The following is a 12,109-nucleotide window of genomic DNA, read 5'->3' on the forward strand; positions in this document are numbered from 1 at the left end:
GCGTTAGACTGACTGGTCTAATAACCTGCCCCCCATGAATAAGACTCTGCAACGCAACGATACCCGTGAACACCTGCTCGCTATTGGCGAGCAGGTTTGTTTACAGCGCGGCTTTACCGGCATGGGTTTGATCGAGATGCTGGCGCTGGCAGAAGTCACGAAAGGCTCGTTCTACCACTATTTCGGTTCAAAAGAGGCCTTTGGCGTGGCGCTGATTGAGCGCTACTTCAGCCATTTCCAGCAGCAGATTGATCAGCAGTTGAGTCTGCCCGATTTAACGCCGACCGAGCGGTTGTTAGCGCATTTCCGCTATGGCGAACGGCTGTTTATCGAGCAAGGTCATATTGTTGGCTGTCTTGGCGTAAAATTGTCAGCCGAAGTGTGCGATCTCTCCGAGCCGATGCGCGATGCACTGCAAAAGGGTGCCAACGCCATTATCGCTGCCTACACGCGCTGTTTGACTGAGATGGCGGCTGAGCAGCCGCTGCCGTTTGGGCAAACGCCGCAGCAGCTGGCGCAGCGCTGCTACTTGCTGTGGCTCGGAGCCAGTTTGCAGAGCAAGATTTCCCGAGAGCCGGGCCCGATTAGCCTGGCACTCGACACCATCGAACAGTGGCTGATAAGTCACTGATTTTTAAAACCCCATTTACTAGACGACCGGTCTTCCTGGAGCAATCAATATGGCGAGTAAGCAGCTGTTCTCCCCACTTAAAGTGGGCGCGATTACCGTACCGAACCGCATTTTCATGGCCCCGTTGACGCGTCTGCGCAGCATTGAGCCGGGCGATATCCCTACGCCGCTGATGGCAGAATATTATCAACAGCGCGCCAGTGCCGGTTTGATCATCACCGAAGCCACCCAGATCTCTTTCCAGGCGAAAGGCTATGCCGGTGCGCCGGGTCTGCACACACAGCAGCAAATTGCCGCGTGGAAAGTGATTAACGAAGGCATTCATGCCGCCAACGGTCACAGCGCTGTACAACTGTGGCACACCGGCCGCATATCTCATAACAGCGTGCAGCCCGAAGGCAAAGCGCCGGTCGCCCCATCCCCACTAGCGGCAGGTACGCGCACGTCCCTGCGCGCCGCGGATGGTTCTGTTTATCGTGAAGACACCTCCGTGCCACGCGAGTTGTCAGTGGCTGAAATTCAGCAAATCGTAAAAGATTTTGGTCAGGCCGCCGCCAATGCGCGCGAAGCCGATTTCGACCTGCTGGAGCTGCACTCCGCGCACGGCTATCTGATGCACCAGTTCCTCGCACCAGGTTCAAACCAGCGTACCGATGAGTACGGCGGTTCGATTGAAAAGCGTGGCCGTTTCGCGCTGGAAGTGGTGGATGCGGCGATTGCCAACTGGTCTGCCGATCGTATTGGTATCCGCGTTTCGCCAATCGGTGCTTTCCAGAATCTGGACAATGGCCCGGAAGAAGAAAAAGCGGCGCTGTGGTATATCGCCGAGCTGGGCAAACGCAGCATCGCCTATCTGCACCTTTCTGAGCCAGACTGGGCGGGCGGACAGCCTTACAGCGATGCATTCCGTGAAAAAGTGCGCGCCCTGTTCCCTGGCGTAATCATCGGTGCCGGTGCTTACACCGTTGAGAAAGCCGACGATCTGATTGCGCGTGGCCTGATTGACGCCGTGGCCTTTGGTCGCGACTTTATCGCCAACCCGGATCTGGTTGCCCGTCTGCAGCAGGATGCGCCACTCAATCCGCAGCGTCCTGAGAGTTTTTACGGTGGCGGCGCGGAAGGTTATACCGATTATCCAACTCTGTAAGAAAATGGCTGCCGCGGCGGATAGGCGGCAGCGTTATTTCATCAGTGTGTATACTAAGTTGCTTGTCATGCACTGATGACGTTTTAAAAAAAGAGGATGTTATGCGTTTACTTCACACCATGTTACGCGTTGGCGATTTGCAACGTTCTATCGATTTCTACACCCGCGTGCTCGGCATGCGCGTACTGCGTCAAAGCGAAAACACCGAGTATAAGTACACCCTGGCATTCGTTGGCTACACCGAAGAGAGCGAGGGCGCGGTGATTGAGCTGACTTACAACTGGGGCGTGGATAAATACGATCTCGGCAACGCTTACGGCCATATCGCGCTGGGCGTGGACAACGTAGCTGATACCTGCGAACGCATTCGCAGCGCAGGCGGCAACGTGACGCGTGAAGCGGGCCCGGTAAAAGGCGGTTCGACTATTATTGCGTTTGTTGAAGATCCAGACGGTTACAAAATCGAGCTGATTGAAAACAAACATGCCGGTCACGGCTTAGGCAACTAAGGTTGCTCGTCAGCCTGCTATTTGCAGGCTGACTTCCCTCTCCTGCTGCACCCTCCTGCGATTTTTGCCATAATGCGCGCTGCCCTATTTATTGCCATGAGATCCTGATGTCTGAATCGAACGCTTTAAACGCTCTCCACCAACGCTTCCGCGGTTTTTATCCTGTTGTGATCGACGTTGAAACCGCGGGTTTCAATGCACAAACCGATGCACTGCTGGAAATTGCAGCCACCACGCTGAAAATGGATGAAGACGGCTGGTTGCACCGCGATGAAACGCTGCACTTCCATGTGGAACCGTTTGAAGGCGCCATTCTGAATCCTGCGGCGCTGGCGTTTACCGGCATCGACCCCACCAATCCGCTGCGCGGTGCGGTAAGTGAATATGAAGCCCTGCACGCGATTTTTAAAATGGTGCGCAAAGGCACCAAAGATAGCGGCTGCAATCGCGCCATTATCGTGGCGCACAATGCCACTTTCGATCTCAACTTCGTGATGGCGGCCGCCGAGCGCGCCAGCCTGAAGCGCAATCCGTTCCACCCGTTTGCCACTTTTGATACCGCGGCACTGAGCGGTTTAGTGCTGGGGCAAACCGTGTTGGCGAAAGCCTGTAAAGCGGCGGGAATGGAGTTTGATAGCACGCAGGCGCATTCGGCACTGTATGACACCGAGCAAACCGCGACGCTGTTCTGTGAGTTGGTAAACCGCTGGAAACGCCTGGGCGGCTGGCCGCTGGCTTTTAGTGAAGAATCCGCAGACGAGGCGTCTGCCGAGTAACCAAAGAAAAGGCCGACATGTGTCGGCCTTCTGCATTATTCCGCTTCTTTATACTTCTCAGCGGTCTCTTTCAGCAGTGGCTGAAGTTCACCGCGCTGGAACATCTCAACGATGATGTCGCAGCCGCCGACCAGTTCACCGTCGACCCACAGCTGCGGGAATGTTGGCCAGTTAGCGTATTTTGGCATTTCAGCGCGAATATCCGGGTTCTGCAGAATGTCCACGTAAGCGAAACGCTCGCCACACGCAGAAAGCGCCTGCACGGCTTGCGCCGAAAAACCACAGCTTGGCAGCTTTGGCGAACCTTTCATGTACAGCAGAATCGGGTTTTCTGCGATCTGACGCTGAATTTTTTCAACAGTACTCATTATTGCCTTCCTTAATCTTCTACTTCGTGTTTGTTTATTGTAGCGATTTCGCTCCCGGACTGAAAACGGGATTTTGCGTTTGCACTGGCTAATCGCCATGTTTGTTAAGTTAACGCATGACAAATAACATTTTCATATCATTAATTGGCATTAATAAATTAATAATTAGCAATAATTTCGCTGTGTTAACCAGCTGAAATCGCTCATTTTTGCTACAGAATCAATCTGGTAACAGATTAATAGAAAAAGGCCTTACCTTTTGTAAAAAAAGTGGATTAGAATTGCCTCGGCGCTGGTCACTTGATCAGATTTCTCTCACTTTTACGCAGTCTGCTTTGATTCAGCCTGCTTAACCTGTAACCGGATTATGCGTCTACTAATTACGCTTTTCATACTGGCTTTTGCCCAACTGTTCTTTAATGTGGCCGCTGCATCTCCGCATGCGCCCGTTAACGCCAGTTCGCTTAAAGCAGAGAAAAAGAGCGCACGTGAAGACGAGCGCCGCAAACGACGTCCGGTAAAAACCACCACCAAAAAATCGCGTCTGACCGCTGTTCAAAAATTCAAACTCAAAAAACAGGGCAAAACAGACATCGCGCTGCACAAAACCACCAGCAAAAAATCCCCACTGAAACTCTCTGCTAAGAAATACGGTCATCAACGTTTAGCGAAGAAAACGCCCGAGATCGCCGTCGATGATGAAGCGTTAGCGCTGACCGGCATCAAAATGAGTAAAGCGCACCGCCAGCGTTATCAAAAAGCGCGTGAAACGGCGATGACCAAATTAATGGGTCAACTCGGCAAACCTTATCAGTGGGGCGGCGCTTCGCCACACACTGGTTTCGATTGCAGCGGCCTGGTATGGTACGCCTATAAAGATCTGGTGAAATTCAAACTGCCACGCACCGCCAATGAGATGTATCACCTGCGTGATGCGGCACCGATTAAGCGTGAAATGCTGGAGAAAGGCGATCTGGTGTTCTTCCGCATCAACAATCGCGGTACCGCCGACCATGTGGGCGTTTATCTTGGCAATGGCAAATTCATTCAGTCGCCGCGTACCGGCAAAGATATTCAGATTAGCGCATTGGGTGAGGATTACTGGCAGAAACACTATGTGGGCGCGCGTCGTATGATGACGCCAAAAACCATTCGCTAGTTGTTGCGCAACAGACATAAAAAAGCCGGATGCTGTTCTCAGCTCCGGCTTTTTTGTTAATGCATGATCGCGGTAAAGCTGAAGGCGATAATCATCAACAGTGCGCCAACAGTGGTCATTAGCGCCAGCTTCAGGTCGGTATTCATCACAACTCCTTAGTCACACAATTATTAGGGTTAAGGCGATTTTCGCATAGCAATAGGCAAAAATCTCGTGTTATCCGCGCCAGCTTGCTAGAATCGCCGCCTTTCGTTGCGCAACAGATTTTGCGCAGGCTGTATTTACAGCGTGATGAAGTGATTTTACCTGCTTGAACATGCCGTTTTGCCCGCTTTTTTAGGCTGTAAAAGCATTAGCAGACGCAAACGTTTAACAATATACTTATCAGTAAGTTGCGATAAGCCCAGGAGCACCATTTTCATGGCAACAATTAAAGATGTCGCAAAACGCGCGGGTGTCTCAACCACCACGGTTTCGCATGTCATCAACAAAACGCGTTTCGTTGCGGAAGAGACGCGTAACGCCGTATGGGAAGCGATCAAAGAATTACACTACTCGCCGAGTGCCGTGGCGCGTAGTCTTAAAGTCAATCACACCAAAACTTTGGGTCTGCTGGCGACCTCCAGCGAAGCGCCCTACTTCGCTGAAATTATCGAAGCGGTGGAGAACCGCTGCTTCGAACGCGGCTATACGCTGATTCTCGGCAATGCGCACAACGATCTGCAAAAGCAGCGCGCTTACCTGTCAATGATGGCGCAAAAGCGCGTCGATGGCTTGCTGGTGATGTGTTCGGAATATCCAGACGATTTGCTGCAGATGCTGGAAGAGAACCGCAATATCCCCATGGTGGTAATGGACTGGGGCGCGTCACGCGGTGATTTCACCGATACTGTGCAGGACAATGCATTTCAGGGCGGCTATCTCGCCGGGCGTTATCTGATTGAACGTGGCCATCGCGATATCGGTGCCATTCCTGGCCAAATGGAGCGCAACACCGGCGGTGGACGTCATGCTGGCTTCCTGCAGGCAATGAACGAAGCGGGCATTACAGTGCGTCCGGAGTGGGTGGTTCAGGGCGACTTTGAGCCTGAATCGGGCTATCTGGCGATGCAACAGATCTTAAATCAGAAACAGCGTCCAACCGCGGTGTTCTGCGGTGGCGATATCATGGCGATGGGCGCGATTTGCGCTGCTGATGAGATGGGTTTGCGCGTACCGCAGGATATCTCGGTGATTGGCTACGATAACGTGCGCAACGCGCGCTATTTCACACCAGCGCTCACCACCGTGCACCAGCCGAAAGCTGAACTGGGCGAAAAAGCGCTGGAAATGCTGCTGGATCGCATCACCAGCAAGCGCGAAGATCCGCAAACTATCGAAGTCCAGCCAACGCTGATTGAACGCCGTTCGGTGGCGTACGGTCCGTTCCGCGACTACCGCCGCTAAGCCGACACTTCGCTGAGCCATTCGTGGTTCAGCGTTTCCGCATCCCCGAGATAAGCCAGTAACCACGCCAGCGCCGGTGACGCGCGCTGTTCTGACCAGCTAACGCAGCACGGACTGTCCGGAAACGCCTGCGGTAGCGCCAGCTCGACCAGTTTTTGGCTGTCCAGCAGTGGACGCGCCAAATGGCCAGGCACCATGCCGACGCACAATCCTGCCAGCAAACAATCCATCCCGGTTTCCCACTCTGGCACCACCAACCGCCGCTGATTATCCAGCGTCCATGTCATACGGCGCGGTAACGCACGCGAGGTATCCTCCAGCACCAGCGATGGCCACGCCCGCAAGGTTTCATCATCCAGCTCCTTGCTGTTAACCAGCGGATGATCAGGGCTCACCACACAACGCCAGTTCAGCGCGCCCATATCCTGAAAGGCAAAACGTCCGCCCACCGGAATGGCCTGGGTTGCGCCAATCGCCACATCCACCCGACCATCAGCCAACGCATCCCACACGCCGTTGAACACTTCGTAGCTGATAATCAGCTCCATATCGGGAAAATGGCGATAGAAGTCCTTCACTAACTGTCGCGTGCGCTGCGGTTTTACAATGCAGTCAACCGCGATGCTCAACTCGCCGCGCCAGCCATTTGCCAGTTGCTGACACTGTCGGCGAGTGGCCAGCATTTTTTTGATAACAGATCGGCCTTCCCGCACAAAATGCTCGCCCGCCGCTGTCATCACCACTTCCCGATGCTGGCGCTCAAACAGCGGCACCGCCAGCCAGGTTTCCAGCTGGCGCACAGTATAACTGACGGCAGAGGGCACGCGATGCAGTTCCTGCGCTGCCGCGCTAAAACTGCCGGTGCGCGCTACTGCATCCACCACTTCAAGCGCATATTCTGACCACATAAATTTGCCTTCAAAAATTTTAACAGCACCATGCAAATATTAGCGTTTCACAAAGCGCGCCGCATCCTTTTACACTCCCCGGCGTTCACCCTGCCCAAAAGAGAATCAACATGTTGTCGTCTAAAGCATTTATGCCTTATCTCGCCGTGCTCAGCATGCTCGGCTTTCTTGCCACGGATATGTATTTGCCCGCCTTTGGCGATATGCAGCGTGATTTTGCTAGCGCACCCGGCACCATCAGCGCCAGCCTGGGTCTGTTTCTCGGCGGTTTTGCCTGTGCCCAGGTATTTTGGGGACCGCTATCAGATCGTTATGGACGTAAGCCGATTTTGCTGGCGGGCCTTGCCATCTTCGCCCTCGGTTGTCTGGGAATGCTGTGGGTGACCGATGTCCGCCTGATGCTGGCGCTGCGTTTTATGCAGGCGATTGGCGTGTGTGCGGCTGCCGTAAGCTGGCAGGCGCTGGTGGTGGATCACTATCCAAAAGCGAAAGCCAATAAAGTGTTTGCAACGATTATGCCGCTGGTTGCGCTGTCGCCGGCGCTGGCACCGCTGCTCGGCGCCTGGCTGATCGGCCACTTCCACTGGCGCAGCATCTTTATCACGCTGACGCTGGTTGCCGTAGTGTTGCTGATCGGTACGCTGCAATTAACCTCGCCTAAGCGCGAGAAAGTTGCCTCAGGCAAACAACCCGGCTGGTTGACTTTGCTGGGTACCCGCGTATACAGCGGTAACGTCTTAATCTATTCGGCATGTTCGGCGAGCTTTTTCGCGTGGCTGACGGGCTCACCTTTCATTCTCGCCGCAGCTGGCCTGACGCCGGGTGATATTGGCCTGAGCTATATTCCGCAGACCATTGCGTTTCTGATTGGCGGCTTTGGCTGCCGCACGCTGTTAAATCGTTATCAGGGCGCGCAACTGCTGCCGTGGTTGCTGGTGCTGTACAGTCTGAGCATCCTAAGTCTGTTTGTCATCGCCCTGATGCCTTCAGCGCCGCTGTTTGTGCTGCTGATGCCCTTCTGCGGCATGGCGCTGGCCAATGGCGCGATCTATCCGATAGTGGTGGCCAGCGCATTAGCGCCCTTCCCGCACGCCACCGGTAAAGCGGCAGGATTACAGAATTTATTCCAGTTAGGATTGTGCTTTGTCGCCAGCCTGCTGGTCTCCGCCGGCCTTGAGCAGGCGCTGTTCAACACCACATTAGTGATGGTGGCCACCGTGGTACTGGCGTGGGTGGGCTTTGTCTGCCAGCGATCGGCAAACGCACAAAGTGATATTGCCCACACTTCCCGTCCCTGCGAAGATAATCTCTAAGCCAACGCTTTTCGTTAGCAAACTAACGATAACCCGTTGAATATTGACCCACGTGAGCATATACTCAGTGGGTCAGTAATTCTGTATTAAATCAATAATATAAATGTAATACCTTTAGCGACACTGTCGCGGGATGGCGTCTGCACGATACTCCAGTGCGGCGTCCAACTTTTCTATTCAAATTCATGCCTCTGTAAAACGTCGGATTTCTGGCGCACGGATTTTCCGTGAGTTCTCTCACAGGTCTTGGGAAATTGGCTATTCTTTTTCTCAGGTTCAGATCGGAAGGTGATGGAGAAGCTATGAGTTCATCTGTTATAGAAGAAGTGAGCCTTGAAGAAAACCACTGGTTTCGGATCGTCAATGAACTGCTAGAGCGTGCTGATATTGCAGTTAATGGCACTCGTCCCTGGGATATTCAGGTAAAGCATCCAGATTTTTTTAAACGCGTGCTCGAGGAAGGATCGCTCGGATTAGGTGAAAGTTACATGGATGGTTGGTGGGAGTGCGAACAGCTTGATATGTTCTTCCATCGCGTTTTAAAACACCATCTGGATAAACAATTACCGCGGCATTTTAAAGATACGTTGCGCATCGCCGCCGCGCGTCTTACTAATTTGCAATCGAAAAAACGCGCCTGGATTGTGGGTAAAGAGCATTACGACCTGGGTAATGATCTATTCTCACTGATGCTTGACCCTTATATGCAATATTCCTGCGGCTACTGGAAAGATGCTGATACGTTGGAAAACGCGCAGCAGGCCAAACTGGATATGATTTGCCGCAAGTTACAACTTGAACCGGGCATGACGCTGTTGGATATCGGTTGTGGCTGGGGCGGACTGGCGGAATATGCCGCTCGCCATTATGGCGTTACGGTGCATGGCGTCACTATTTCTGCTGAACAACAAAAACTGGCACAACAACGCTGTGAAGGACTGGATGTCACTATTTTACTGCAGGACTATCGCGACCTGAATAATCAATATGATCGCATTGTTTCTGTCGGAATGTTTGAACATGTCGGGCCGAAAAACTATGCCACTTATTTTGATGTTGCTGACCGCAATCTCAAACCAGACGGCATATTTTTACTGCACACCATTGGTGCCCTCACAACGGATATGAATGTCGATCCGTGGATTGATAAATATATCTTCCCGAACGGTTGTCTGCCGTCGGTACGTCAAATCGCTGATGCCAGTGAGCCACATTTCGTCATGGAAGATTGGCATAACTTTGGCGCAGATTACGATACGACGTTAATGGCATGGTATGAACGTTTTCAGGCGGCGTGGCCGCAGCTGGCTGAGAAATATGGCGAACGTTTTAAACGAATGTTCGACTATTATCTCAACGCCTGCGCCGGTGCGTTTCGTGCCCGTGATATTCAGCTGTGGCAGGTGGTATTCAGTCGTGGCAAGGATGGCGGATTACGCGTAGCGCGTTAATGAGCTTGCAGAAATAAATCAAGGCGCCGCAGGGCGCCTTTTTTAGCGCCATTATTCTGCGCTGGCAATCTGCGCCAGTGCAGCAGCTTCACGCTGCGCTAATACGCGTTCAACGGTTTCCACAATGGCCTGCGTATGAGGATCAATCTCAATATTGACCTTCTGACCAAACTTCTTCGCGCCTAACGTGGTGCGCTCGAGGGTTTCCGGAATCAGATGCACACAGAACTTGCTTTTGGTAACGTCGCCAACGGTCAAACTAATTCCGTCGATACCCACAAAACCTTTATGCATAATATATTTGATCTGCGTGGCGTCCTGTAATTTAAACCAGATTTCGCGGTTGTTTTCTGACTGGATGATTTTGCAAATTTCCGCCGTGGTCATAATATGGCCAGACATTAAATGGCCGCCAATTTCATCACTGAACTTCGCTGCACGCTCAATATTCACTACATCCCCGACCTGTAATTCACCCAGGTTGGTAATGCGCAATGTTTCTTTAATCAGATCGAAGCTAACCCGATCGCCATTAATCTCGGTCACAGTTAGGCAGCAGCCGTTGTGGGCTACCGATGCGCCCAGCGCCAGTCCCGGTAACAGGTCATCCGGTAAGCGCACAATATGGGTACGAAACAGATCTTTCTCTTCAATGCCGACAATTTCTGCCGTGCCTTGCACAATTCCAGTAAACATAATCTTAGCCTCTGCAAAGTTTGCGTCAGTTTATCACAGCTTGTCGGCGGCAGCTTAATTTGGCGGAGTTCAAACTTTACACAAATTGCTAAACAAAATGCGATCAATGTTTGGCGGAAGCCAGCGCTGCCGCTACACTGTGCGCGCATTCTTTGGGGATTTCGCCCCGCTCTCTTCATTAATTAAGCAGGTGTAACGTGCAGAAGTATTTTACCGAAGCGCGTCAATTGCTGGCCCTCGCGATCCCGGTCATCCTTGCTCAGGTGGCCCAGACTGCGATGGGATTTGTAGATACTGTTATGGCCGGTGCGGTAAGCGCCACGGATATGGCCGCCGTCGCTGTCGGCACCTCTATCTGGCTTCCCGCCATTCTGTTTGGTCATGGTCTTCTACTGGCTTTGACGCCTACCGTTGCGCAACTCAACGGTTCAGGACGACGCGAACGTATCGCGGAACAAGTACGCCAGGGATACTGGATGGCAATCGGTGTTGCACTCCTGATTATGGTGGTGCTGTGGAACGCCGGTTATCTGATTAACACCATGCATGATATCGATCCTGAATTGGCTGCCAAAGCTGAAGGATACCTGCATGCGTTGCTGTGGGGCGCACCCGGTTACCTGCTGTTCCAGGTGATGCGCAACCAATGCGAAGGTTTGTCGAAAACCAAACCGGCGATGCTGCTCGGCTTCCTCGGCCTGATGGTGAACATTCCGCTCAACTATGTGTTCATTTACGGCCATTTTGGTATGCCGGCCTTAGGCGGCGTCGGCTGCGGCGTGGCGACGGCATCGGTCTATTGGGTGATGTTCCTGGTGATGCGCTTCTGGGTGAAACGCATGGCAAGCATGCGCGACATCCGTATGAAAATGCGCTGGTCTGCACCGTCACGTGCGATTTTGTCACGCCTGTTCACGCTGGGTTTGCCGGTGGCATTGGCGCTGTTCTTTGAGGTGACGCTGTTTGCCGTGGTGGCGCTGTTGGTGTCACCGCTCGGTATAGTGAAAGTGGCCGGACACCAGATTGCACTCAACTTCAGTTCGCTGATGTTCGTGTTGCCGCTGTCGCTCGGCGTCGCCACTACCATTCGCGTTGGCTATCGGCTGGGACAAGGTTCGGCCGAACAAGCGCGCGTTGCTGCGTGGACCGGGCAAGGCGTCGGCATCAGCATGGCGGCCATCACCGCACTGTTTACCGTGATTTTCCGTCACGATATCGCCGGCCTGTACACGGCAAATCCAGAAGTCATTACCCTTGCGGCACAGCTGATGTTGCTGGCGGCGATTTATCAGTTCTCAGATTCAATTCAGGTGATTGGCAGCGGTATCTTGCGCGGTTATAAAGACACGCGCTCGATCTTCTTCATTACTTTTATCGCCTATTGGGTGCTGGGTTTGCCGGTGGGTTATGTACTGGCGATGACGGATTGGGTCTTGCCGAAGTTGGGTCCCGCCGGTTTCTGGTGTGGCTTTATTATCGGCCTGACCTCCGCAGCGGTGATGATGATTTGGCGCATCCGTCGTTTGCAGCGCCTGCCTGCGCAGGTCATCCTGGCGCGCGCTGCGCGCTAAGTGGCTGGTAACGGCGAAAAAAACGACGCATAGCACAGTTGCTGGTCAGTCGTAGGGGAAAAACACTTTTTCCCCTTGCCAGCATCACGGCCTGCCGTTAATATTCGTCCCCGCTGTCGCCCTGACAGCGTGTT

Annotated in this window: 13 protein-coding genes; 9 read left to right on the plus strand and 4 right to left on the minus strand. The window is 53.1% G+C overall.

Annotated elements, in window-relative coordinates:
- The first annotated feature begins 34 nt into the window (after nucleotides 1–34).
- The 4 genes from KVT28_RS03425 to rnt all read left to right on the plus strand — a co-directional run bounded on the left by KVT28_RS03425 (nucleotide 35) and on the right by rnt (nucleotide 3,063).
- Nucleotides 35–631, plus strand: coding sequence for a TetR/AcrR family transcriptional regulator (locus KVT28_RS03425; RefSeq protein ID WP_217546793.1), 597 nt, complete (start codon nucleotides 35–37; stop codon nucleotides 629–631).
- A 49-nt stretch (nucleotides 632–680) separates the two neighbouring features.
- Nucleotides 681–1,778 (plus strand): alkene reductase, encoded by a 1,098-nt coding sequence (locus tag KVT28_RS03430; protein WP_137385682.1) that lies wholly within the window; start codon nucleotides 681–683, stop codon nucleotides 1,776–1,778.
- A 101-nt stretch (nucleotides 1,779–1,879) separates the two neighbouring features.
- The gene (gene gloA, locus KVT28_RS03435; protein WP_007892766.1) at nucleotides 1,880–2,287 is read left to right on the plus strand and encodes a lactoylglutathione lyase; all 408 of its coding nucleotides are present in this window, start codon (nucleotides 1,880–1,882) and stop codon (nucleotides 2,285–2,287) included.
- A 107-nt stretch (nucleotides 2,288–2,394) separates the two neighbouring features.
- Nucleotides 2,395–3,063, plus strand: a complete 669-nt coding sequence (rnt, locus tag KVT28_RS03440; protein WP_101764547.1) for a ribonuclease T — start codon at nucleotides 2,395–2,397, stop codon at nucleotides 3,061–3,063.
- Between the two features lie 35 nt (nucleotides 3,064–3,098).
- Here rnt and KVT28_RS03445 read toward each other — a convergent pair whose 3' ends face one another.
- Nucleotides 3,099–3,434: a Grx4 family monothiol glutaredoxin gene (locus KVT28_RS03445; RefSeq protein ID WP_175501675.1), complete on the minus strand. Its 336-nt coding sequence runs from the start codon at nucleotides 3,432–3,434 to the stop codon at nucleotides 3,099–3,101.
- A 364-nt stretch (nucleotides 3,435–3,798) separates the two neighbouring features.
- On the opposite strand from KVT28_RS03445, the gene KVT28_RS03450 reads away from it, so the two are divergent.
- Nucleotides 3,799–4,590, plus strand: a complete 792-nt coding sequence (locus KVT28_RS03450; RefSeq protein ID WP_217546796.1) for a C40 family peptidase — start codon at nucleotides 3,799–3,801, stop codon at nucleotides 4,588–4,590.
- Nucleotides 4,591–4,646: 56 nt separating this feature from the next.
- On the opposite strand, the gene KVT28_RS03455 is transcribed toward KVT28_RS03450, so the two are convergent.
- On the minus strand, nucleotides 4,647–4,736 hold the full coding sequence (locus KVT28_RS03455) for a YnhF family membrane protein (RefSeq protein WP_007892756.1): 90 nt from the start codon (nucleotides 4,734–4,736) through the stop codon (nucleotides 4,647–4,649).
- 274 nt (nucleotides 4,737–5,010) lie between these two features.
- Between KVT28_RS03455 and purR the strand changes: the two genes are divergently transcribed.
- Nucleotides 5,011–6,036, plus strand: a complete 1,026-nt coding sequence (purR, locus tag KVT28_RS03460; RefSeq protein WP_101764549.1) for an HTH-type transcriptional repressor PurR — start codon at nucleotides 5,011–5,013, stop codon at nucleotides 6,034–6,036.
- Here the strand turns inward: purR and punR are convergent.
- Nucleotides 6,033–6,944: a DNA-binding transcriptional activator PunR gene (gene punR / locus KVT28_RS03465; RefSeq protein ID WP_101764625.1), complete on the minus strand. Its 912-nt coding sequence runs from the start codon at nucleotides 6,942–6,944 to the stop codon at nucleotides 6,033–6,035. The two genes, purR and punR, sit on opposite strands and share 4 nt — an antisense overlap.
- A 110-nt stretch (nucleotides 6,945–7,054) precedes the next feature.
- Between punR and punC the strand changes: the two genes are divergently transcribed.
- Together punC and cfa are read left to right on the plus strand one after the other, a co-directional pair.
- The gene (punC, locus tag KVT28_RS03470; RefSeq protein ID WP_217546798.1) at nucleotides 7,055–8,257 is read left to right on the plus strand and encodes a purine nucleoside transporter PunC; all 1,203 of its coding nucleotides are present in this window, start codon (nucleotides 7,055–7,057) and stop codon (nucleotides 8,255–8,257) included.
- Between the two features lie 302 nt (nucleotides 8,258–8,559).
- Nucleotides 8,560–9,708, plus strand: coding sequence for a cyclopropane fatty acyl phospholipid synthase (cfa, locus tag KVT28_RS03475; protein ID WP_110866031.1), 1,149 nt, complete (start codon nucleotides 8,560–8,562; stop codon nucleotides 9,706–9,708).
- 51 nt (nucleotides 9,709–9,759) lie between these two features.
- Here cfa and KVT28_RS03480 read toward each other — a convergent pair whose 3' ends face one another.
- A complete protein-coding gene (locus KVT28_RS03480) occupies nucleotides 9,760–10,404 on the minus strand; it encodes a riboflavin synthase subunit alpha (RefSeq protein ID WP_217546800.1) in 645 nt (214 codons plus the stop codon).
- A 197-nt stretch (nucleotides 10,405–10,601) separates the two neighbouring features.
- Between KVT28_RS03480 and KVT28_RS03485 the strand changes: the two genes are divergently transcribed.
- Nucleotides 10,602–11,975, plus strand: coding sequence for an MATE family efflux transporter (locus KVT28_RS03485; RefSeq protein WP_110866029.1), 1,374 nt, complete (start codon nucleotides 10,602–10,604; stop codon nucleotides 11,973–11,975).
- Nucleotides 11,976–12,109 lie beyond the last annotated feature (134 nt).

Source organism: Pantoea sp. GbtcB22 (assembly GCF_019091025.1).
GTDB lineage: Bacteria > Pseudomonadota > Gammaproteobacteria > Enterobacterales > Enterobacteriaceae > Pantoea > Pantoea leporis.